This window comes from Flavobacterium sp., from assembly GCF_046073885.1.
GTDB lineage: Bacteria > Bacteroidota > Bacteroidia > Flavobacteriales > Flavobacteriaceae > Flavobacterium.
Genome location: NZ_JBJTND010000029.1, coordinates 39504 through 64414, shown reverse-complemented (window position 1 = coordinate 64414; position 24911 = coordinate 39504). Strand labels below are relative to the sequence as shown.

The window sequence follows — 24911 nt, the reverse complement described above, 5'->3', positions numbered from 1 at the left end:
CTTGATTTTAGATTATTATAAAATCTTATCAACAATTCGCATTTCCTAATTCGAAATTCTAATTTAAATTTTACCTTTGACCTCTTAAAAAAAATTACAATCATGGTTTATAAATTTAGAGTAATTCTAGATGCAGAAGAAGATGTATTTAGAGATATCGCCATCCTAGAAACAGATACCTTAGAAGATTTGCATAATGCTATTGTGAATGCTTTTGGCTTTGACGGATTGGAAGTGGCTTCTTTTTACACCTGTGATGATACATGGAATCAAGAAGATGAAATTCCGATGTTTGATGCCGGAGATGTTCCAGGTGAAACTAAAATCATGAGCGATTATACTTTGAATTCTATTTTAGATGAAGAATTCACCAAGATCATTTATGTATATGATTTCATTAATATGTGGACTTTCTTAGTAGAACTTGCTGCCATAGAAGACACTATTGAGACAGGGGTTATCTACCCTAATTTATTGTTTTCGCATGGAGAAATGCCAGCAGAAGCAATGGAAAAACATTTTGTTTCCGACTTTGACCAGGAAGAAAGTTACAATGAATTTGAAGATGATTTAGACGAAGACGATTTGGATATGTTTCATGGAGACGACAGCTATGAAGATTACGGATTTGAAGAAAATTGGAATTAATTCTTAATAAAATAAAAGAACGAAGCTAAAACCTCAGAAACTCAGAAACCAATCCCTTAGCACCTAAAAAAAATGATTAACCTATTCAATACACATATCGAAACTTTATCTATTCATAAAGTTGGAAATAAAAGCCGAAACGAATCTGTTTTCTTGTCTGAAAACCCTTACTCATTAAATGACGAAATAGTTCCAATACTAAAGGAATATTTCTTCAAATCTTTTCGTGAAAAAGAAGAAAACTATTATCAATTTGCACATGAAGTAGATTTAGAATACAATGAAATGTTCAAATTGGCTTCTGAAATCTTCACCAATCCGAGTTCGGTTCATGAAGTTTCTAAAAAAATCACGCAACATCTATTTGAACAATCCAATCATCCACACATTAAAAATGGAGAGGTTTATGTAACCTACTTAACCAATGTATCAATTGACAACAATGTAGTTGACGCAATTGGGGTTTTTAAAAGTGAATTGCGTACCGATTTTCTTCAATTTGAAGAAAAAGAAAGCCATTTAGAAATGATTCTTCAAGAAGGAATTAACTTAAACAAACTCGATAAAGGTTGTTTGATTTTCAATCATAAAAAAGAAGAAGGTTACAAGATCTTAACGGTAGACAGCAACCGATATGACGCTAGATATTGGCTAGAGCATTTCCTTTCGGTAGATGCATTTCAGGATGAGAATTTCATGACTAAAAAGTATTTGAAATTCTGCCAAGAATTTGCAAAAGAAATAGTTTTTCCTGCCGAAGACAAAAAGCAGGAAGTTATGTTTATGAATCGTGCAGTGAACCATTTTGCAAAAAACGACAATTTTGAAGAAACTGCATTCCTAAATGATGTAATGGAAAACCCCGATTTGATTCCGGAGTTTAAAAGCTACAAAGCCGATCGTGGTGAAAAATACAGCATTGAAGATGTAACAACCTTCCCTATTGCAAATGCGGCAGTAACCGACGCCAGAAAATCAATAAAAAATGTAATTAATTTAGATACCAATATTCAAATTAAGTTGGACTTTATTAATCCGGAAAGCGTAGAAAAATTTGTAGAAAAAGGCTGGGACGAAGAAAAACAAATGTACTACTACCTGGTCTATTTTAATAAAGAACAAAAATCATAACTACTTAAAATTCCCTAATCAAATTAGGGAATTTTTGTTTTGTTAAAGCTATAGTATCAAAGCAAATTATGTAATATCTTTATCTTCTAAAACACGAGTTATTTGCGAACCTATTTATTAATATTAGTCTATTTCTTGGGAAGTTACAATATGGTAGCTCAAAATGGTGTTCCTTCAAAATCAGATAGTATTTATTATAAAATAGAACGAGTTTCACAAAAAAAGAAATTCTATAAATTCCTTCATGATGCATTTTTTCGAAGTGTTCAAACAGAAGAATTAAGCAATACAAAAAGACAAAAATCGGCTTCAATAAACCCAATTCCTTACCGTTTATACAATTGCAAAATAATACGCAACATAACCATTGAATCTTTGGATCCCTTTGGATTTTCTGCAGAAAATAAAAACAGTAAACCCGAGAATCAATTAGAACGAATTGGAAATTCCCTACACATCAAAACAAAACATTGGACCATCCGAAACTTACTTTTATTTAAGAAAAATGAAGAACTCGACTCTTTACTGCTAAAAGAATCGGAACGTTTAATACGAAGTCAGCGGTACGTGAGAAGTGTGATCATAAAACCGATTCCTATTGCAAATTGCTCCGATTCTATTGATGTTTCGGTTCGGGTGCTTGACACTTGGAGTGCAGCAATCACGGGAGCGTATGCAAACAACAAATCCAATTTAGACATCAATGAGAGAAATTTTATTGGTTTAGGTCACGAATTTGACATCAATTATCTTAAAAGTTTAGATAATAGTACCGCAATCAATTATGGCTATGATGCCAAATATACCGTCCCAAACTTTAGGAATACCTTTATAAATACTTCGGTGGCATCCAAAAAAGATTTGAATAATTCTACTTATAAATCCATAAAATTAGACCGCCCTTTTTACTCAACCTATACCCATTGGGCAGGAGGAATTTATTATGATTACAAGTCGTACAACCAAACTCTAGTAAATTCAGATGCTGTAGCTCTATCACAATATTTTAACTCTAAAACCTACTCCCTTTGGGGTGGCCATGCATTTAATATTTTTGGAAAAGGATCGGAGTTTGCCCGAACTTCACACCTTGTTATTACTGGTGGGTTTACCAACACAAATTACCTCACTAAACCTGACTTAGCAATTGATCCGATTCAATTTTTTAGTTCTTCTAAATTAGCCTTAGCAACCCTTGGAATCTCCGCTCAAAAATTTTATCAAGACAAGTATTTATTTCGTTTTGGAACCATTGAAGACATCCCTTACGGAAAACTAATAGCTGTAACCGGTGGATTCGAAAATAAAAATTTGGTAAATAGAGCCTATTTTGGCGGACGCTTTGCATATGGAAATTACTTCAATTTTGGTTATTTACAAGGTAATTTTGAGGCGGGAAGTTTCTTCAATGATGGCAAATCAGAACAAAGCATCTATAAATTTGAATTGAATTATTTTACCAATTTATTTCCAATTGGTTCTTGGAAATTCAGACAATTTTTTAAGCCCGTATTAGTTTTAGGCACCAATCGTTTAAATACTCCGCAAGATCGGTTGAACCTTATCGATGTAAATGGAATTCCAGGTTTTAATAGTGCGCCACTAACCGGAACCAAAAAAATCTTAGCTACTTTTCAAACCCAATCGTACAATCAAAAAGAGTGGTATGGATTTAATTTTAGTCCGTATCTAAATTTTACTTTTGGCTTTTTAGACACAGGAGATCATATCTTTTTCAGCAATAAAATGTATTCCCAAATTGGAGTTGGTGTTTTAGTAAACAACAAGTACTTGATTTTTAATAGCTTCCAACTTTCCTTCTCCTACTACCCTTCCTTGCCTATTGACGGTAGTAATATTATTAAAACCAATGCGTTTCAAAACAACAATATTGAATTCCGTGATTTTCAAATTGGGCAGCCTGCTTTAGTTCCCTATCAGTAATAAAGTTAACTAATCAAACAAATTATTTTACTTATACTTTTTCAAAAATAGGTTAACTTGTATTTTTTTATTTAATTTTATAACAAAAAATCATGAGTAAGATTCTATTTTTTTGCACCCTGTTTTTTACAATTGCTCAAGCCTTCTCGCAACAAGTAACGACTGTTGCAGGGTATGGAATTGCCGGTTTTCTAGATGGACCAGGATGGCAAGCACAATTAAAAGGCATTACTGGTGTTTGTACCGATCCTCAGGGAAATATTTATGTAGCTGATTCAGGAAATAACCGAATAAGAAAAATTGAAGCCACAGGCAATCACATGGTTTCTACAATTGCAGGAAGCGGCGTTGAAGGATATGCCGATGGTATTGGTACAAATGCGGTTTTTGCATCACCAAATGGAATTTGTATTGACAATCAAGGAAACTTATATGTAACTGATTTTTGGAATTATAAAATTAGAAAAATTACTCCTTCTGGAGTCGTTACTACTGTAGCAGGCAAAACACCTGGATATGTTGATGGTACTTCTGCCATAGCTAAATTTAGTTATTTAGAAGGAATTTGTGTTGACACACAAGGAAATCTATTTGTTGCTGATGGAGGCAACCACAAAATTAGAAAAATTACACCAACAGGTGTGGTTTCAACCATAGCTGGTTCAACAAGCGGCTATCAAGATGGCGTTGGTATAAGTGCACAATTTGATTATCCTAACGGAATTTGCATTGACAATTCAAATACTCTTTATGTAGCCGAATTTTTTGGTGGTGGAAAAATTAGAAAAATTGATTCATTATATGAAGTAAGCACAATAGCAGGAAGTGATTGGGGGTATACTGATGGGCAAGGAACTACTGCTCAATTCAGATTTCCAAAAAGTATTTGTGTAGATAATTTAGGTAATTTGTTTGTTGCAGATTCAGGTAATAATCGTATTAGAAAAATCACCCCTTCTGGTTTAGTTAGTACTTATTCAGGTTCGGTTTCAGGATATCTTGATGGATTCATTACTGACGCACTTTTTAAAGAACCTCAGAGTATTTATTTTGATAGTATTAATAATTATTTAATAATAGGTGATGGAAATAATTATAGAGTAAGAAAAATAGAAACAACATTAAACACTAGGGATAATGATTTTGAGAAATTTAGCGTATCCCCAAACCCAAATAAAGGTAATTTTAGCATATATGGTTTACAAAGTGGCAATCTAGAAATTTATGACCTACTAGGCAAATTGGTTTTCACAATAAAAGTAGTTAACGCTACGAATCAAATAGAAACACCTCTTAAAAAAGGATTATATTTAGTAAAAATATGTAATGAAGAGGGTAAAACTACGACGCAAAAAATGGTTGTAGAATGAAACTTATTTTACAAAGCAACTTTGTTATTTTTCATATATCAAATTTCATAGAGTAATTCTTTAATTGAGCTACAGTTCACAAATTGATCACTGTCTTAACTAGCTCCAACCCAAAAGAATTCCTTACCTTTGCCGAAAATAATACCCCATGAATACTTTTGAGCAATTTAATCTTCCTAAATCTTTACAAAAAGCAATTGATGATTTAGGATTAACCACCCCTACTCCAATTCAGGAGAAGTCGTTCTCGCCAATAATGTCGGGAAGAGATGTTATGGGAATTACACAAACGGGTACCGGAAAAACCTTAGCCTATTTACTACCGCTTTTAAAACAATGGAAATTTGTTCCAACTGATTCTGCTCGTGTGGTGATTATTGTCCCAACAAGAGAATTGGTGGTGCAAATCGTTGAAGTTATTGAAAGTTTAACCCAATACATGTCGGTTAGAACTCTAGGAATTTACGGGGGTGTTAATATCAACACTCAAAAGAAAGCGGTTTACGAAGGAATCGACATCTTAGTTGGAACACCTGGTAGAACCATGGATTTGGCTTTGGATAATGTGGTTCGTTTTGATTCGCTTCAAAAATTAGTGATTGATGAATTTGACGAAATCTTAAATTTAGGCTTCCGTTTTCAAGTAACTTCTTTGTTATCCATGATGAAAAACAAGCGTCAGAACATTTTATTTTCGGCTACCATGACCGATGAAGTGGATGAAATGCTTGAGGAATATTTTGAATTACCCGAAGAAATCACTTTGGCGCCATCGGGAACGCCTATTGAAAAAATTGTACAATTAGCCTATTCGACACCCAACTTTTTAACCAAATTAAATCTGCTGAACCACATTCTTGCAGGCGATGAAAGCACGAGCAGGGTTTTGATTTTTGCAAATAATAAAAAGTCGGTTGATTTAATTGCAAATAGCATTGAAGAAAATTATCCAGAGCAATTTGGAGTAATCCATTCCAATAAATCTCAAAATTACCGATTAAATACGATGGCGGCTTTTCAAGCTGGAGAATTGCGAGGCATTGTAACTACTGATGTTATGGCTCGTGGATTGGATATTTCGGATGTAACGCATGTAATCAACTTTGAATTTACCGACATTCCAGAACAATACATTCACCGTATTGGTAGAACGGGGCGTGCCGATAAATCGGGTATTGCCATAAGTTTCATAAGCCCAAAAGAGGAAGAAATTCAAATTGAGGCCGAAATCTTAATGGAAAAAGAAATTCAGTTTTTAGATTTTCCAGAAGAAGTAGAAGTTGCCGAACGATTATTGGAGTTTGAAAAAGATAAAAAGAAAGTCAAACAACTTTTAAAACGAGTAAAACAAGAAGGTGGCGCTGCTTTTCATGAAAAAGCCAAGAAAAACCAAAAAGTAAATTTAGGCGGACCATCAAAAACTAAGCCTAGAAAAACTGAATCCAGAAACCGTGGCGTGGAACGAAAAAGAGATGCAAAAAAGAAAAAAAAGTAATCCAGGATCTATTTTAGTTGTGTGTCATTTTCGAAAATAAACTTTTAAACCTTTGAACTTTTTATTACTTTTGACAAATTAAATTAAAATGCAGTTCCAACATCCAGAAATTCTTTATTTCCTCTTCTTATTGGTAATTCCAATTCTGGTGCATCTTTTTCAACTTCGTAAATTTAAAACTGAATATTTTACCAACGTAAAATTCCTAAAAGAGCTTGTAGTTCAAACCCGTAAAAGCTCTAAAATAAAAAAATACTTACTATTAGCTTCGCGCCTTTTATTACTAACCACATTAATTGTGGCTTTTGCAAAACCATTTTTTGTTGCTAAAGATCATAAAGATGCAAAAAACGAACTTTACATTGTTTTGGACAATTCGTTCAGTATGCAAGCCAAAGGTCAAAAAGGGGAATTGCTAAAAAGAGCCGTTCAAGATTTATTGGAACACACACCGGAAGGTGCCAATTTTTCCTTATTAACATGCTCTGATAGTTATTGGAATACCGATATTAAATCCATTCAAAAGGAACTGCAAAACTTAAAATACAGTGCCACTCCATTTCAATTAGAGTCTATTTTATCCAAAATAAAAGCACACAAATCGGCATTTAGAAAAGATATTGTTGTGATTACCGATGCTGTTGGTTTAGATTCGAAAAATGCAGGTTCAAAAAGTGAAGACGAAAACTTATATTATATTATTTCGGAAGCCGAAAAAACCAACAATATTTCCGTTGATAGTGTTTTCATCAATCAAACCATGGATAACTTTTATGAAATTGGGGTTAAATTATCTGCTTATGGCGATGATTTCAAAGAGGTGCCAATTTCGTTATTCAACCGAAAGAAACTAGCTGCAAAGACCTTAGTTGATTTAGAGTCAAAGAACAAAACCATAAACTTCACAATCCCAAAGGCTGATTTTCATGGTTATGTTTCTGTTTCTGATAATAGTTTAGAGTACGATAACACGTATTACTTTAGTATTTCAAAACCTCAAAAAAGCAATGTAATTAGCATTGGAAATCAAGAAAAAAGTTCGTTTTTATCCCGAATATACACTGCTGCAGAATTTAATTATTCCAACTTTGAACTTACCGCTTTAGATTATAACTTGATTGAAAAGCAAGATGCTATTGTATTAAATGAATTGAAAGAAATTCCACAAGCATTACAAACCACCTTGAAATCATTTTCTGAAAAAGGAGGAAATATTATTTTTATTCCAAGTGAAGAAGCATCGGCTGCAACTATGAATTCGTTTTTAAGTGCGATAAGCAGTATTCAATTCAAATCAAAAAACAATTCTAATAAATTAATTACAAAAATTAATTTCAGCCATCCATTATTTAGTAGTGTTTTTGAAAAAGAAGTTACCAATTTTCAATATCCAAAAACTAAAGTTTCCTTTGAAATTGGAAACACTGCTCCAGTGGTTTTAGGCTATGCAGATCAAACTGCATTTTTAAGTTCTTCTATTAGCGATGTATCAACAACCTATGTTTTTGCGGCGCCATTAAACAAATTGAATAGTAATTTTCAAAATTCTCCAATAGTAGTTCCGGTGTTTTATAATATGGGACAAAACGCTCAAAAAGCTGGCATCAATGTATTGCAAATTGGAGAGAACAAATCATTTATTGTTGAAACAAAACTTGGCAAAGACGAAATCGTAACTGTAAAAAACAACCAAGAAAGCTTTATTCCTTTGCAACAACTACTTAACAATAAAGTAAAAATAACCTGTAATGACAATCCAAAAGAAGCAGGAAATTTTGGTATCTTCAACAATCAAATACCTGTAAATACAATTAGTTTTAATTATAATCGAACCGAAAGTAATTTAGAAAACACCAATACAGATGCGTTTGACAATTATAAAGAAATAAGTAATGTGAGTGCTATCTTTGACACACTTCAAGCCAACCGAAGTGACAATCAAATGTGGAAATTATTTATTTTATTATCTTTATTATTTATTACACTTGAAGTATTAATTCAAAAATATGTAAAATGATTTTGGCTCTAACGAGCTGTAAATCCAATAAAAAAAGTTATGAAAATCATAATCCGTGAAGCCAAGATTATCGACTCTAAAAGTCCGTTTCACCAACAAATAGTTGATGTGAAAATTAATGATGGTATTATTGAAAAAATTGGAAAGAACCTAGCCCAAGACAGCTTGTACAAAGAAATAAGTCATGCCAATTTACACCTTTCACAAGGGTGGATGGACAGCAGCGTTTCTCTTGGTGAGCCAGGTTATGAAGATCGTGAAACCATAGCCAACGGACTTCATGTTGCCTCTAAGAGTGGATTTACAGCAATTGCTTTACAGCCCAATAGTTTTCCGGTGATTGACAACCAATCTCAAATTCATTTTGTAAAACAAAAAGCTAAACATTCGGCAACTGATTTATTTCCAATTGGAGCTTTAACCAAAAATTGCGAAGGAACCGATTTGGCCGAATTATTCGATATGAAAAATGCGGGAGCTGTAGCATTTGGAGATTATGGACAAAGCTTAGCTAATGCCAATTTACTTAAAATTGGTTTGCAATATGTTCAAGATTTTGACGGATTAGTGATTACTTTTTGCCAAGATGATAAGATTAAAGGAAGTGGCGTTGTTAATGAAGGGGTTGTATCTACTCGCTTGGGATTAAAAGGAATTCCGAATCTTGCCGAAGAACTTATTGTTGCTAGAAACTTATTTTTATTAGAATATACAGGTGGAAAACTACACCTTCCAACCATTTCAACTGCAAAATCGGTGGATTTAATTCGGGAGGCTAAAGCCAAAGGATTACAAGTAACGTGTAGTGTGGCTGTTTCTAATTTGGTTTTAACCGATGAAAAGCTGGACGGATTTGACACTCGATACAAACTTTCACCACCGCTGAGAACTAATGAAGATCGATTGGCATTACTTGCCGGTGTTGCTGATAATACCATTGACATCATCACTTCAGACCACAATCCGATTGATATTGAACATAAAAAAATGGAATTTGACGGGGCTAAAAATGGTTCAATCGGACTAGAAAGTGCTTTTGGGGCCTTGCTAACCGTCTTGCCGGTAGAAACTATAGTTGCTAAACTTACACATGCAAAATCAATTTTCAGTATCGAAATTTCAGAAATTGCAGAAGGGAAACCAGCAAATATTACCCTTTTCACAACCGATGGCGAATGGGTTTTCACTAAAGAAAATATTCTTTCAAAATCTAAAAACTCAGCGTTTCTTGGAACAAAAATGAAAGGAAAAGTAATCGGAATCTACAACAACAATACTTTTATTGAATCGTAATGGATCAAAAAACAATTGACGAAGGAAAATCTGCTGCTATAACAAGCTACATTTTAATTGTTGGTGTATTAATTGCCCTTTCAATGAATTCAGAAAACAAAAATCCCTATGCATCGTTTCACATCCGTCAGGGATTGGGATTAACGTTGACCTTTATTACTTTGGGAGTTTCCATTAGTTATTTTGAAAGCATTATGATTGCAGCACCCATGTGGATTTTCATTTCAGTATTGACCATTTACGGAATTTTTACTGCTGCCAAAGGAGAGGTTATTCCGTTACCTTTATTAGGAAAATGGTACCAAAAATGGTTTAGTAATTTTTAATTATACCTATGACACTTCACCATTTAGTTCGAGAACCTAAAATTATATTAGATAAGAATCCGTTATTGCTATTATTACATGGATACGGTAGCAACGAAGAAGATTTATTTTCCTTTGCATCTGAACTTCCAGAAGAATATTATGTTATTTCGGCTAGAGCTCCGTATGATATGGGCTTTGGTAGTTATGCCTGGTATGCTATTAATTTTGATGCCGATGAGAATAAATTTTCAGATATTCCACAAGCTCAGCAATCTAGAGATTTAATAGCTAATTTCATTGATGAATTATTTGTAAACTATCCAATAGATGCCACAAACATTACATTAATTGGATTTAGTCAAGGTACTATTTTAAGTTATGCTGTTGCCCTCTCCTACCCTGAAAAAATTCAACGTGTGGTTGCCATGAGTGGCTATTTAAACCTTGAAATGGTAAAACCAAATTTTGAAACTAATGATTTTAGTAATTTGAAAATATTTGCTTCCCATGGCACTGTAGACCAAGTGGTTCCAGTAGATTGGGCAAGAAAAGCAGCTCCAATATTAACTCAATTAGGAATAGAAGTTGTGTACAAAGAATATCCTGTAGGCCATGGTGTGGCTCCTCAGAATTTTTATGATTTTATGAATTGGTTACAACAATAAAAAAAGTCTCTTAAAAGAGACTTTTTTTATTTTTATTCTTGACCGTCAGGATTATCGCTTCCGGATACTTTATTTCCTATTTCGCCATCACCTGAAAAAACAAGTTGGCCTGCTTTTTTAAGTTGGTAGCCATTTTGAGCAATCAATTGGTAATCTTCAAAAACCCAAACTTTTTCGGAACCCGATTTTGATACAATAAATGATTTATCATCAGGTAAAAATATTTCTGCTTTATCTCCATCTTCATTAAATAATACATAAGCACAAAGAGTTTCATCTTCGGTTGCTGCATTATCTGTTGGATTCAATTGAATTCCGGTAAAGGCTTTAACACATTCTTTATTTAGTTTAGACCAAGTATAACCGGCAGATGCCAAGCATCCGTTTTCATCTTTATCTGCTCCAACAATGGTGGAGTCTTTAACTGGAGTTTTAGTATCTTCTTCTGTTGCATCATTTAACTTACAGGAAATGAAAATTGAGGCTATTGTAAATAATAGTAGTAGGTTTTTCATAGGTTTAAAATTTTATTGGGCTTAAAATTTTATTGTTTTTGTTATTCTTGTTTTGGATTAATAAAGGAATCCATTGTTTGAAAGGTGATTTTTCCGTCTTTTTCAACAAAATATTTAAGCATCACTTCACCAGAATATTTTCCGTCACTAAAATCGGCTTTTATCCAACGTTGATTAAGTATTTTTATTTCACTAATTACAAATTTTTGATCTGCTTTTTGTTCTTGACCTACGAATTTATTCCCTTTTGGGTTATCATTATTGGATAATAAAGCTTCTTTTATTTGAGGAATTAATTTTTGAACATCGCTCTCTACAAAATTTGCTTTTGCAATACTATCTTTAATGTATTGCAACTCCACCTCTTTGTTTTTCTTTTCAAAAGAAAGGGCTTTACTATAATACATGTAAGTAAATGCTGTAACTAATGCCGATAAAATAAAAAGATATAAATACAATTGCCTCTTCATAACTACAGTGCTATTTCTAAATTATCATAGGCCAAAAAAACATTGTTTGGTAGCTTTTGCGCTACTTGATCATGAAAACCTAATAAATGGCTAATATGAGTTAAATATGCTTTTTGAGGCTGCACCAAAGTTACAAAATCCAAAGCATCTTGCAAATTAAAGTGGGAATGATGTGGGTCTTCTCTTAAGGCATTAATAACCAAGACCTTTACCCCTTTTATTTTTTCAATCTCATCGGATGCAATGGTTTTCACATCCGTTAAATAGGCAAAATCATTCATTTTATACCCAAAAACCTGCAAATTGGCATGGTACGCATTTATTGGAACTATTTCTATATCCCCAATTGAAAACGGCTCATTATTAACAACTTCAATTGGCTGAACGGATGGCGCTCCTGGATACCGATTTTCATGTTCAAAAACATAATCAAATCTTCTCTTTAAGTTTTCAATAACTCGAGTGTGAGCATAAATTGGAATTTTGCCTTGCTTAAAGTTAAATGGTCTAATATCATCAATTCCTGAAGTATGATCGGCATGCTCATGAGTAAACAAAATAGCATCTACTCTACTGCATTGAGAGGTTAACATTTGTTGCCTAAAGTCGGGGCCACAATCTACTATTATAGATGTTTTTTCGGTATGTACCCAAACCGAAACACGAAGTCTTTTATCTTTAGGATTGTTGCTTTTACACACTTCGTGATCGCTTCCTATAACAGGAATACCTTGAGATGTGCCGGTACCTAAAAAATAAACCTTCATTTTGTGTTATTTTAAATTAATCCAAAAAATAATTCTTAGTTAAATTAATACAAAAATAGCATTAATTATCTTTTTATAAACACCATTTTTTCTAACTTTGTTGCCTATTAATAAGATTATGGGAAATTCCGGATTAGACATAAAATTAAAAGGCGACAAGGTTATAGAACAAATTCCTTCTATTAAAGACAAAGCGTTGCGCATTAATTTGAACGAAAATATTTATGGCACCTTTGCAGAAATTGGAGCGGGACAAGAAACAGTGCGCCATTTTTTTAGAGCAGGTGGATCTTCTGGAACCATAGCAAAAGCAATGTCTGCTTACGATAAAGATTTTAGTGATGCTATTTACGGAGTTGAAACAGATGGCCGTTATGTAACTGAAAGCCGACTAACAAAAATGCTTTCCCATGAAGTAGAATTAATTGAAAAAAGATTAGACCGCGCCAAACATCCAAATAAATTATTTTTTAGTTATGCCAATACGGTAGCAACTATTGATTTTGCAAAACAATTTAAAGGTCACGGTTGGGTTGGAATTAAATACCAACTGGAACCAGAAGAAGATTATAATGAAATTATTCTTCACATCCGTTTTAAAGAAACAGATGCTCGTTTACAACAGGAAACCCTTGGTATTCTTGGTGTAAACTTAATTTATGGTGCGTTTTATAAATACAACGACCCAAAAAAATTACTTCGTTATTTATACGATCATTTAGATAAAGATCAATTAGAAATAGATACCATCAATTTTTCTGGCCCTCGTTTTGCAAATGTTGACAACCGTTTGATGAGTTTGCAATTGGTTAAAAATGGAATGACCGATGCCGTAATGTTTAGTCCTGATGGACACAACATATTACCAGCAGCCGTTTTATATAAAAAGAATATTTTGGCACTAAGAGGTAGTTTCCGTCCTGTAACTAAGGTTAATATGGACATGTTGAATTTATCTCTTGATATGTTTACCAAAGAAAATAAAGTAGAGAAGGAAAATACATTTGTGATTTTTGAAATCACTTTATCCAATTTACGTTCAGAAGGCGAAATTGACGAAAGAGATTTTATGGATCGAGCGGAATTACTTTGCTCATTAGGGCAAACCGTTATGATTTCGAATTTCCAAGAATACTATAAAGTGGTAGAATATTTCTCAAGCTATACCAAAGCCCGTATGGGATTGGTAATGGGTGTAAATAACTTAGTAGATATTTTTGATGAAAAATATTACCGTCATTTAAGTGGAGGAATATTAGAAGCATTCGGAAAATTATTCTACAGAGATTTAAAAGTATATTTATATCCAATGCTGGAAGATGGTGAAGTAATTACCTCTCAAAACTTAAAAGTACATCCAAGAATGAAAGAATTATACAAATTCTTCGCATACAATGGAAAAGTAATTGATGTAACCGACTACGATAAGGATAATTTAAAAATCTTTTCAAGAGAAGTTTTAAAAATGATTGGTTCTGGAACTAAAGGATGGGAAAAACTGTTGCCTGAAGGAACCGCCGAACTTATTAAACATAAAAAATTATTTGGCTACGATCCGAATAAAGTATTAGAAGACGTAAGCAATTAAAAATCAAAAACCTCAATGTTACATTGAGGTTTTTTTTATTTATCATGATAAATCTCAAAATTAATGTATTGCGAATTTGTTCAATAAGAATTATTTTATTATTTTTATGAAAATATTTAACTAGTAATTAGTTACTTCTTCAGTCCCCGAAGAAATCTATTTAAACTTCACCCCTACTATTTGATTGGCTTTGTACCAGAACAGAATTCTGATACATTTTGTATTTACAAATTTGCTAATTCAAATAAAGTATGAAAATTCACATTAAGCACATGGTTTCACAGCGATGCATTAAAGTAGTTGAAAATGCTTTAGATACTTCAGGGATACTTTATAAATGCGTAAATCTGGGGGAAGTAGAACTTTTAGAACCGGAATTATTTGAATCTAAAAAAGAGAACCTAAACAAAATTCTCTTAGAATGCGGATTGGAATTGCTGTATGAAAAAAGAATGACTACAGTAGAAAAAATAAAAAATTGCATCATCGAAATGGTGCACAACAGTAACGAACTTCCAAAAATTAAACTTTCAATTTATTTGAGTAAAAAACTAAACTTGAATTATACGTATCTATCCAATTTATTTAAAGAAGTAACTGGAATGACCATACAACATTTCATTGTGTTACATAAAATTGAAAAAGCAAAAGAGCTAATTCTTTACAATGAATTAACTCTCAATGAAATTACACACCAATTACAATATAGCAGCGTTGCTCATTTATCAACCCAGTTCAAACAAGTAACTGGAATAACTCCATCCCACTTTAAAAAAGTAAAAACCTTTAAAAACCGGGTGTTTTTGGAACAAATAGAATTAAATAATTTAAGGCTAGCCTAATATTTGTGCGGCGTGCGCTTTAGTTTTTACTTCAGAAATTACTTGTTCAATAATTCCGGATTCATTGATAACAAAAGTTGTTCTGTGTATTCCGTCGTATTCTTTACCCATAAATTTCTTAGGTCCCCAAACTCCAAATGCTTGGATTACCGATTTATCTTCATCTGCAAGTAATGGAAAAGGAAAATTGAATTTATCTTTAAATTTCAATTGCGCGTTTTGCGAATCGGCGCTTACACCAAGTAACGCATAATTATTCGATTGGAAACGTTCGAAATTATCTCTAAGATCACAAGCTTCCGCGGTACATCCTGGAGTATTCGCTTTTGGATAAAAGAAAACAACTAATTTTTTTCCTTTGTAATCTGCTAAAGTATGCGCAGATCCGTTTTGATCAACTCCTGAGAAATTTGGCGCTTTATCTCCTACTTTTAAATGTGTCATGGGTATTGAATTAGATTTAATTTTTGTGAATGTCGGCTAAATTGATTTAATTTACAAATCAAATTTAACAATTAATGACCAAAAAAGAGCGTGCAACATTTGTTATAAATTCGTTAAAAGAAATTTATCCAAGCATCCCAATTCCGTTAGATCATAAAGACCCTTACACCTTACTTATTGCGGTATTACTATCGGCACAATGCACGGATGTTAGAGTAAATCAAATCACTCCAATATTATTCGCGAAAGCAGATAATCCTTGGGATATGGTAAAAATGACAGTCGAAGAAATAAAAGAAATCATTCGCCCTTGTGGATTATCTCCAATGAAATCAAAAGGTATCTATGGTTTATCTCAAATCTTAATAGAAAAATACAATGGTGAAGTTCCTCAAAGTTTTGAAGCTTTAGAAGCACTTCCTGCTGTGGGACATAAAACAGCAAGTGTGGTTATGAGTCAGGCCTTTGGTGTACCTGCATTTCCTGTTGACACCCATATACACCGCTTAATGTACCGTTGGGGATTGAGTAATGGTAAAAATGTAATCCAAACTGAAAAAGATGCAAAAGCCCTATTTCCAAAGGAATTATGGAACGATCTACATCTTCAAATTATTTGGTATGGCAGGGAATATTCGCCTGCTCGTGGCTGGAATATTGACAAAGATTTTATTACCAAAAATATAGGAAGTAAAAAAATCATCAAAGAAGCAGAAAAAAAAATATCCCGATAACATCGGGATATTTTTTTAATTAGCAATAATTTCGAAATTGCAGTTACCAACTTTAACTATATTCAATGCTTTTGAATAATTAAGAATAAAACTAATCGTTTCTTTTTTTGGTAACATTTTTTTTGAAGCTAATTCTTTTTTAGAGTAAAGTTTTGCCATAGAAAAAATTAAATTTATATCTATAACGTTATAGCATTCAAAATATTGTTTAATTCGTTAAAATAATATTATTTTTTTCAATAATTTTTCTCAGATTCATTAATGCATATCGCATTCTTCCAAGAGCTGTATTAATACTCACTCCGGTTTGTTCTGCAATTTCATTAAAACTTAGATCTTGAAAGATACGCATTTCAAGTACTTCCCTTTGATCATCAGGAAGTTGCTGAATTATTTTATGCAAATCTTTTTCAATGGCATCGGTAATAATTCTACCTTCTGCATTTAAAGAATTATCTGTAAGGATTGAGAAAATTGAAAATTCTTCTGTTTCACGTAGCATTGGCATTTTCTTGTTTTTTCTGTAATGATCTACAATTAAGTTATGTGAGATACGCATAACCCATGGCAAAAATTTACCTTCTTCGTTATATGAATTGGATTTTAAAGTTTTAATTACTTTAATAAAAGTGTCTTGAAAAATGTCGTCGGCAACATCGCGATCTGGCATTTTGGAATAAATAAATCCATAAATTTTAGATTGATGTTTTTTAATTAATATAGCCAAAGCGTTCTCGTCGCCTGCTATATAATTCTTTACCAATAAAGCATCAGGAATTTGAGTAGTAGCCATAAAATTACCTTTTAGTAGTTAATAATAATCTAAATATTTATTTCTAAAAGTAATTTTATACGATAGGCGACTTGTTAATTGTTAATAAACTGTTGACAAATATAACTTAATTATTTCTTAATATCCAAACGAAAAATCAAATTTTAACATTTTAATTGAAATAAATGAGCTAATTAAGATATTTTATTAAAGAAAAATACTATAAATAGTAAATAGAATTGCGATTATCTAATAATAATCTTTTTAACTATTTTTTCAGAACCTAAATACATTATTATCAAATAAACACCAGGCTGCAAATGAGTTACATCAATTTTATCAGTTTCTAAATTTTGCTCTAGGACCTTAATTCCTAGTAAATTATATATTTCAACTTTATCAATTGAAATATTAGAATTAATATTAATACTATCCGTTACAGGATTTGGAAATGAAATAGAATTTAATTCAGAAAAAGCAGCAACCCCCATTGAACAAGCACTTCCTACCACATAAGAATAATAGTTGGTTACCGACATTCCTCCAGCAAAAGCAAATTTAACTCCGTAATTTATAGTTGAACCTATGGTTTGATTGGTTAATGTGTGTGTAAAAACATTTCCAGAAACATTAGTCATTTGTACCTCAGAGAATGGAGTTTGTTTCCATAAAAAAGCAACCACTCCTACTTTATCAGTATCCAATAATCCGTAAGTAATTTTTACCTCGTTGCCATTATTGGTTTGAAATTCATAATTATAGCCTGTTGAAAAACTCCCTTGTTGTGCAAGATTGGAAATACCCGAGCAAATTAATGTAGAATTTGGTAAAGTGGTAGCACTTAAAAAGATTGGATTATTTGAAGCCGTATTACCTGCTAAATCACTCGCAGTCACAGTAAATGAATAATTGGTATTTGGATTTAATCCTGAAATAACAATTGATTTTTGAACTCCAGAAGTTCCTGAATAGTTATTTGAAGCGGTGCCATAAGACACATTATAACCGACAGTACCAGAGTTGTCGGTAGCATTAAGCAACAATTCTATGGATGTACTGGTAACATTTCCTATGGAAGCTGTAAAATTTAAAGGTGCCTGCGTATCCACAGTTGTATTTTGATACACCCTCACATAATCAATTTGCATTGACGCCTGAGTAAAACTTGAAGGCACTGTTCCAGCAACACCTCCCATTGCAACATTTAACAAAAGAAATTGTTCTAAATCAAAAGGCCAAGTACTTGCATTTTTTACTGCAGGATTGTAAGTGTAATAAGGAACTCCATCTAATAAAAAGGTCAGCTGAAACGGAGACCAATTTAAAGAATACACGTGGTAGCTATTCGCCAAATCGGAAGCTATTGTTCCTCCATTATTCACCGAACCTCCAAAAGATGAAGGTGTATGTAAAGTACTTTGAATGTAATTAATAGATTGTGATGGAAATATTCCATGTTCCATAATATCTATTTCTCCGCAAGCCGGCCAATCTGTAGTCCCAAAAGTAGATGAAAAATACCCCCCAGGTTCATTTACATTTTTTCCTAACATCCAAATTGCAGGCCAAGTTCCTGCATCAATAGGTAATTTTGCTCTCACATCAACACGACCATATTTAAAAGCAAATTTTGAATTTAATCGTGCTGAAGTATATTGTTTAGTAATTCCTTGATCGGTATAAGATTCGTTTTTGGCAACAATATTTAACATTCCAGCATTAACAAATGAATTTGTAATAAGATTGGTGTAATGTTGTAGTTCACCATTAAACCAACTTCCACCTGAAGGCAATTGCGTTTGGTGAAACCACTTATTAGAATCTACAGCGCCATTAGTATTGAATTCATCAGACCAAACTAAATCAGAATAAACTACATCAACTTGCGCAAATCCAAATTGACAAAATAGGAAAAGCGAAAAGAGTAATTTAATTGATGCTGTATTTTTCATTTTATAATTTGGAAATAAAAATTAATTAGTTTTTGAAGATTGCGCCTCTCTAGAAGCTAATAGCTGTTCTTTAATTTCATTGGCTTTTTCTTCTGTTAAATCATAATTACGCATTACCCACATCGCAATTAGTGTTCCAAGAATTGGAATTCCGGAGAAAAATAATCGCAAGCCAGTAATAGCTCCATCTGCTTGAACAGATGCATTTGGATCAAAGTGAACTAGAGACATAATTACCCCCGTTAGCAAGCCTGCTATAGCAAAACCAAATTTCACCATCCACCAATATATAGCACCAAAAATTCCTTCTCTTCGTTTACCCGAAGTTAATTCATCCATATCGCAAACATCTGCAGTCATCGACATCATTAAGGTGAAAAGACTTCCTATACCAAATGAAAAGAACGGTAAAGCAAACAAGAACATATATGGTTTACCCGGAATAAACAAAAACCACAGCAAAATATATCCGAAAACAGAAATTCCTTGACATAATAAGAACGCATCTTTTTTGCCCATTTTCTTTGAAATATAAGCCACCAAAGGAATCACAATAAATGTAGTTGCGAGTGCACCTACACATCCAAATAAAGTAGGCCAAATACCTGCATCAACGGTACTTCCGTTAAATAAATAATAAACTACAATAAAAAAGGTAAAACCAGCTACCGTATTAAAAGCATTAAAAATCAAAAAAGTAGCAATACATAATTTGGTAAAAGGCTTATTGCTGAATGCTTCTTTAAAGCTTAATAGAATCTCTTTTAAACTTCCACCTATCGCTTTGAAGGTTAGAGGTGAAAAACTAGTTTCATTTACTGTTGATTTACTTTTTATAAATAAGGCCGGAATCATAGCCAGCAACATACAAATTACTCCAACCCAAATTGCTAAAGTTCTAGTTGCAAGAGCGGTATCGGCATCTGGTTTTAACGGATTTACTGAATTCGCATTTGGAAACCAATTGGGATCATACATAATAACCCAAAACCAAGGTGCAATGACCCAAGCCCATTGTCCAATCCATTGAGAAATAGCCATAATACTTGTTCGCTCATGAAAATCATCACTCATTTCATATCCCATCGCTACATAAGGAACACTAAAAATTGTGAGTCCGAGGTAAAAAATGAAAGACCATAACAAGAAGAAAATAAAATTATATTGCACTCCATTTTCTTTATACAATTGCCACATAGACACGAATGAAATCCCCATAATAATGGCACCAATAAAAACATAGTGACGTCTTCTCCCCCATCTTGATCTTGTATTATCCGAAATAAATCCCATAATTGGATCTATAAATGCGTCAAAAATTCGAGGTAAAAAGAATAATATCCCCCACATCCAAGCAGGAAATCCTAAATTTTGTACCAAAACAACCATAAATATTCCAAGCGCAGCAGGAAACATTTGATTTGCTAACATTCCTAGTCCAAAGGCAATCTTCTGACCCATCGAAACCGTTTCTTTTGAAGTGCTAATGTTATTTGACATTTGATATTATTTTAATTGATATATTATTTGATTGAATGGTATTCGAAACAAATTAGTTTCGAAGCATCTGCTCATTAATGGTTACATTTATTTGTAGAATTTCACCCGTTCTTAAAAATAGTTTTTGACTTGTAGGGGTATCTAATTGTAATGAATCAGAATCTACTTTCGTATTATTTGAATGAATCACTTCGATTCTATCAGAAGAACCAATAGTATATACAATTGGAATTTGACAATAAGTAAAACAAAGCGAATTTGGACCTACCTGAATTGCTTTTTGTTGCATAAATAAATCCACATAATGGAACGTTTTAGATTCTGATAAAAATTCGGTTTTTCGCAATAAAACAGGAGAAAAGTACAGGCATCCATTTTTTATAAAAACACCTAGTTCTCCAAATCGACTTAATACATCTTCCTTCACTTGCCCAGTCATACCCGGTTGTTGTGCTCCCCTACCAGCAGGTGTGTGCGAATACGGGTCGGTTGGAAATGCGCCATACAAAGCAGGTGATTTATGCACTCCAATACCAGCGTTTATTTCATAATAATGCTCCAATAATCGTCCGATTACTTCCGGTGATTCTTGTTCTTCTTGAGCTTTTATACAACATTCTTGAACTGCCAATTGCAACTTTGAAACCATATGCCAATAAATGGATCCCAACCCTTCATATCCATAAAATGTTCCTGATCTTCCAGTGAATGCTTTGTGATTAAATACTTCTTCGAAAATAGCTGTCACTTTATCAAACTCTTTTTCGACTAAAGATTGGTATTTTTCGTCATTTTTTAATTGTTCAAGTGCTTTCTTTAAATCATTTGCATTATTGAAATTTCCATTAAAATGATAATTCCCATCACAATCCAATTTAACTACTTGTGTATTATTATTTGACACTAATTGGGATAACAATTCTGAATTGGAAATCGCATCTTTAGAAATAGTATTTTTCTCTAAGAATTTTGGCAATTCTTTATTTGGATATAACAAATAACTGTATTGATCTTCTCTAAATAATTTACTATTTTTTAATGCATCTAAAACCACTAAGGCTTCTTTAGAATTTAAATTTCCCGAACTCAAAACCGCCACTTGTCCTTCAAGCATTTCGCTCAAATAGGAAATGGAAATTTCACTATCCTTTTTAATGGTAATCAAATTATAAGCATGGTATAAATTATCGGCTCTTTTATTCGCCTCAATAGAATGATCAATAAAATCCAAACATACTTGGGTAAAAGTTTTTAAACCAGCCATAGAGTGGGTTCTTTTTTTACCCCAAAAACCACTATTATAGATTTGATGACGATAATCGGAAGCGGCTTTTCCTAACCGATCCATAATTTTTCTTCTCGACTGATCATCAATTTTACCAGACAATAAGTGTTTGTTTTCAAGCAAACACTCCCTAACTTCATGGTAAAACTCAACCATTTCGTTAGAGATTTTAATATTTTCTATTTGGGATTGATCTAATAGTTGCTGAAAGAAATTTAAAAATCGTCTTAAGTAATAAAGCGTCACCATTGAAACGCCATTTCCTACCAAAGCATTATTGGCATCATTCCACTCTGGTCGTTGGGTATTCATCCAAATACCACCTTCGGGAATAAAATTGGACATCTTAGACAATACAGTCGCCAGAATTTTTTCAATAAAATTTACATGATAAATCGCGCCTTCATTGCTATTTAACAAAGCTCCATCTGCACCAATTGCATATTTTCTTTGATTGATTAATTTTTCCCATTCGTGATTGTAACCTACGGTATCTTTTGGATTTTTCAAAATATCCTCATACGGCTTAACCACATAGGGTACAGCAGCATAAACAAAACACTCGTTATCAAAATAAGAATCGAGTTTGTTTGGCTGGTGTTTTTCTATAAATTCTAAGAATTTTAATAAATAGATAATTTGGTGATCACCCCAATACCCAATGTAAGACCAAGGATTATCAGGTTCAATCGTTTCCCAATCAAATCCATCTTTGGTTACCCGATAGGGATTATACCCATCAAAGGTAGATGCATTGAGGAATTTATGAATCATGTTATCAATAAAATCCGGATATGAATGAGCTAATGCTTCCCAATTTTGGAAAATATCACGCCAGTTTCCTTGATAATCTAATATTTTAGAGCCATCTATTTCACTTTGCGTATTGATAGAAAATTTATTCCAAGGTCGGCTTGGATCGCCGTGTCTTCTACTAAATTTAAGTGGTAAATATTCGGTGCACAAACGAAATAAATCTGCATCCTGATGCTTTTCAGCAAATTCTTTAATTGTTTGCAACGAAAATAACTCAGGAAGTTGTTTAATTTCTTTTTCGAAATTTTGAAAAATAATTGTGTTTGCTTTATTCAAATAAGTTGTGAAATCAGATTTCTCAATTTGATAATTATAATCAAAAATTCCACCACGCATGATATTAAACAAGGTGTTTGAAAAATGCCTTGTATCTCTTAAATGATCAGCAGTTAATTGAAGTCCGTCTCCAGATGCATTAATATCAATTAATTTTTTAGTTCCTAATTCAACATCTTCGTTAACCCTTTGAATCAGATTTTTATCGTTCTGAATGGTTTCAATAATTTGAACAATATCCGAATGATCCTGATTCACATTAGCAATAAACATCCAATCTTTCTTAGAATTGGAATTTAATACTATATCTGAATTTATAAAGTAAGCTCCTTTTTCGCCTTTAACATCTGCTTCTGGGGTTACTCTATATTTTTTTCTAAAATTTGAAAGTTGCAAAGAAGAAACCAGATGAGTTGGATTGTCAATTCCTAAAGACCAAACTATATTGGCTTTTAGTGCTTCGCTAGGTTCGGCTTTATCTACAATTATAGCACTTAAGGCATAAATACCCAGTCCAGATCCTTGATGTAATTCACTTCTTTTATAAGCATCAACAAGATTACTGGTTGTAGCTTGAAGATCGGTATTAACGCCATAAGGCATGATATTTTGAAGTCCGTCTAATAATGAAATTGTATAGGCTTTGGAAGAATGATTGTGCAACTCTGATTTTTTCACAAAACCATATTTGTTACTTGAATTCCAATGGTAGCGATACGTTAATTGTAAATCGTGGTTGATTTCTTCAAATAGAATTTTGTTACCATAGAAGTTTTTGTACAAATTCCGGGTGATGGTATAACGATCTGTAAAGCGCTCAGAAAATGGCTCCCAAATTAATACCTCGTTTTGAAACGAAATCTGAAAAATAGTTTTACTTCCCGTAATATCGGTAGATTCGGTAATCTTATCATCGGTATAATAAGGAAAAAGAGCAAACTCGGAGTTTTTTCTGCCTGCTGATAGACCGCCATTACTTGAAATAAACATCCAATGATTGGAGTCACTTACAATACTCATGAAAAAAGGACGCATTGCATCATTATTAGTGATTTTATAATATTTTTCACCATCCACTGTTACTATTTCCATTGAAACAGCTTTGTTGCTATTTTTCAAATCGTTATCCAGTAAGGCGTTTTGACTCTGATTCATGATTGTATTGTAATGCAATTCTATTATTTAGAAATAAAATCGTATTAGATTTCAATAAAAAAATCTAAAAGTTGTTTTATTTACTATTTATTTTTCTTTGAATTCTATTGATAAACTCTAACGTAATCTACATACATTGTTTGAGGGAAAGTAGTTTCACTATTAGGAGATCCTGGAAGATTACCACCAACCGCAAGATTTAGAATAATATAAAAAGGTTGATTAAAAACCCATTCTCCAGGAGCATTAGCAGGAGTAATTTGGTTGTATAATACATTATCTACATAATAATTAATATAATCTTCTCCCCACTCAATCCCGAAAATATGATATCCGGTATCAAAACGATCATTGATAAGACTAAAAATTTTAGACAATGAGTTCGCTCCAGAATAGCCAGGACCATGAAGTGATCCAAACATTGAAGTTGGTTTATTTCCTAAATATTCCATGATATCAATTTCTCCACATTGTGGCCAAGAAACTGTGCTAGAATTGGCTCCCAACATCCAAAATGCAGGCCATACACCTTTACCCCAAGGCATTTTAATGCGAGCTTCAAAACGACCGTGTTTTTGCTCGAATTTACCTTTAGAAGTAATTCGTGCAGAGGTATAGGCAGAACCCATATAATTTTCTTTGATTGCGGTAATTTTTAAAACACCACCCTCGACTTTAATATTTTGAGGTCTATTAGTGTAATATTCTAATTCATTGTTTCCCCAACCGTTATTTCCAGTTCCTATATCGTAGTTCCACAATGAACTATCTGGTGCACCATCTACATCAAATTCGTCTTGCTTCACTAATTGATTCATCGTTGTAACAGTTTGTTTTTCATCTGTTGAACAACTTAAAACAAGGAATAACGAACTAACAAATAGGGTATTTTTTATATTAATTTTTTTATTGAATATCATGATT

The 24911-nt window shown here is 32.8% G+C and carries 21 protein-coding genes; 12 read left to right on the top strand and 9 right to left on the bottom strand.

Features of this window, described 5'->3' with window-relative positions:
* Positions 1–102: 102 nt before the first annotated feature.
* The 9 genes from ACKOWY_RS04775 (at position 103) to ACKOWY_RS04735 (ending at position 10871) form a co-directional block, all read left to right on the top strand.
* Positions 103–648: an IS1096 element passenger TnpR family protein gene (locus ACKOWY_RS04775; protein WP_408940304.1), complete on the top strand. Its 546-nt coding sequence runs from the start codon at positions 103–105 to the stop codon at positions 646–648.
* Positions 649–720: 72 nt separating this feature from the next.
* A complete protein-coding gene (locus ACKOWY_RS04770) occupies positions 721–1779 on the top strand; it encodes a nucleoid-associated protein (protein ID WP_408940303.1) in 1059 nt (352 codons plus the stop codon).
* Between the two features lie 102 nt (positions 1780–1881).
* A complete protein-coding gene (locus tag ACKOWY_RS04765; RefSeq protein WP_408940302.1) occupies positions 1882–3723 on the top strand; it encodes a hypothetical protein in 1842 nt (613 codons plus the stop codon).
* Between the two features lie 92 nt (positions 3724–3815).
* Entirely contained in the window at positions 3816–5093 is a 1278-nt protein-coding gene (locus ACKOWY_RS04760) for an SMP-30/gluconolactonase/LRE family protein (RefSeq protein ID WP_408940301.1), read from the top strand.
* A 148-nt stretch (positions 5094–5241) separates the two neighbouring features.
* On the top strand, positions 5242–6588 hold the full coding sequence (locus ACKOWY_RS04755; RefSeq protein WP_408940300.1) for a DEAD/DEAH box helicase: 1347 nt from the start codon (positions 5242–5244) through the stop codon (positions 6586–6588).
* 88 nt (positions 6589–6676) lie between these two features.
* Positions 6677–8605 (top strand): BatA domain-containing protein, encoded by a 1929-nt coding sequence (locus ACKOWY_RS04750; RefSeq protein WP_408940299.1) that lies wholly within the window; start codon positions 6677–6679, stop codon positions 8603–8605.
* A gap of 39 nt (positions 8606–8644) precedes the next feature.
* Complete coding sequence (locus tag ACKOWY_RS04745) at positions 8645–9898, top strand: dihydroorotase (RefSeq protein ID WP_408940298.1); 1254 nt, start codon at positions 8645–8647, stop codon at positions 9896–9898.
* Positions 9898–10224: a hypothetical protein gene (locus tag ACKOWY_RS04740; protein WP_408940297.1), complete on the top strand. Its 327-nt coding sequence runs from the start codon at positions 9898–9900 to the stop codon at positions 10222–10224. Before ACKOWY_RS04745 ends, ACKOWY_RS04740 begins: the two co-directional genes overlap by 1 nt.
* 8 nt (positions 10225–10232) lie before the next feature.
* Positions 10233–10871: an alpha/beta hydrolase gene (locus ACKOWY_RS04735; RefSeq protein WP_408940296.1), complete on the top strand. Its 639-nt coding sequence runs from the start codon at positions 10233–10235 to the stop codon at positions 10869–10871.
* A 32-nt stretch (positions 10872–10903) separates the two neighbouring features.
* Here the strand turns inward: ACKOWY_RS04735 and ACKOWY_RS04730 are convergent, their stop codons facing one another.
* Genes ACKOWY_RS04730 through ACKOWY_RS04720 form a run of 3 tightly spaced genes read right to left on the bottom strand, consistent with a single transcriptional unit; the run spans position 10904 to position 12623 of the window.
* On the bottom strand, positions 10904–11386 hold the full coding sequence (locus tag ACKOWY_RS04730) for a hypothetical protein (RefSeq protein WP_408940295.1): 483 nt from the start codon (positions 11384–11386) through the stop codon (positions 10904–10906).
* Between the two features lie 41 nt (positions 11387–11427).
* Positions 11428–11856: a hypothetical protein gene (locus ACKOWY_RS04725; RefSeq protein WP_408940294.1), complete on the bottom strand. Its 429-nt coding sequence runs from the start codon at positions 11854–11856 to the stop codon at positions 11428–11430.
* Between the two features lie 2 nt (positions 11857–11858).
* Positions 11859–12623: an MBL fold metallo-hydrolase gene (locus ACKOWY_RS04720; protein ID WP_408940293.1), complete on the bottom strand. Its 765-nt coding sequence runs from the start codon at positions 12621–12623 to the stop codon at positions 11859–11861.
* Between the two features lie 118 nt (positions 12624–12741).
* On the opposite strand from ACKOWY_RS04720, the gene ACKOWY_RS04715 reads away from it, so the two are divergent.
* Both ACKOWY_RS04715 and ACKOWY_RS04710 read left to right on the top strand, forming a co-directional pair.
* Positions 12742–14211 (top strand): TonB-dependent receptor, encoded by a 1470-nt coding sequence (locus ACKOWY_RS04715; protein WP_408940292.1) that lies wholly within the window; start codon positions 12742–12744, stop codon positions 14209–14211.
* Positions 14212–14462: 251 nt separating this feature from the next.
* Positions 14463–15053, top strand: a complete 591-nt coding sequence (locus tag ACKOWY_RS04710; protein WP_408940291.1) for a helix-turn-helix domain-containing protein — start codon at positions 14463–14465, stop codon at positions 15051–15053.
* Here the strand turns inward: ACKOWY_RS04710 and bcp are convergent.
* Positions 15045–15497, bottom strand: a complete 453-nt coding sequence (bcp, locus tag ACKOWY_RS04705) for a thioredoxin-dependent thiol peroxidase (RefSeq protein ID WP_408940290.1) — start codon at positions 15495–15497, stop codon at positions 15045–15047. The genes ACKOWY_RS04710 and bcp overlap by 9 nt on opposite strands.
* Positions 15498–15571: 74 nt before the next feature.
* On the opposite strand from bcp, the gene nth reads away from it, so the two are divergent.
* Positions 15572–16231 carry an endonuclease III domain-containing protein gene (gene nth / locus ACKOWY_RS04700; protein ID WP_408940289.1) on the top strand — a complete coding sequence of 220 codons (660 nt, stop codon included), beginning with the start codon at positions 15572–15574 and terminating at the stop codon, positions 16229–16231.
* A 208-nt stretch (positions 16232–16439) separates the two neighbouring features.
* Here the strand turns inward: nth and ACKOWY_RS04695 are convergent, their stop codons facing one another.
* From ACKOWY_RS04695 to ACKOWY_RS04675, 5 genes are all read right to left on the bottom strand, one after another.
* Entirely contained in the window at positions 16440–17024 is a 585-nt protein-coding gene (locus tag ACKOWY_RS04695; protein WP_408940288.1) for an RNA polymerase sigma factor, read from the bottom strand.
* Between the two features lie 224 nt (positions 17025–17248).
* Positions 17249–18955: a family 16 glycosylhydrolase gene (locus ACKOWY_RS04690; protein ID WP_408940287.1), complete on the bottom strand. Its 1707-nt coding sequence runs from the start codon at positions 18953–18955 to the stop codon at positions 17249–17251.
* A 21-nt stretch (positions 18956–18976) separates the two neighbouring features.
* The gene (locus ACKOWY_RS04685) at positions 18977–20455 is read right to left on the bottom strand and encodes an MFS transporter (RefSeq protein WP_408940286.1); all 1479 of its coding nucleotides are present in this window, start codon (positions 20453–20455) and stop codon (positions 18977–18979) included.
* 52 nt (positions 20456–20507) lie between these two features.
* Entirely contained in the window at positions 20508–23987 is a 3480-nt protein-coding gene (locus ACKOWY_RS04680) for a hypothetical protein (protein WP_408940285.1), read from the bottom strand.
* Positions 23988–24091: 104 nt separating this feature from the next.
* Positions 24092–24907, bottom strand: coding sequence for a family 16 glycosylhydrolase (locus ACKOWY_RS04675; protein WP_408940284.1), 816 nt, complete (start codon positions 24905–24907; stop codon positions 24092–24094).
* Positions 24908–24911 lie beyond the last annotated feature (4 nt).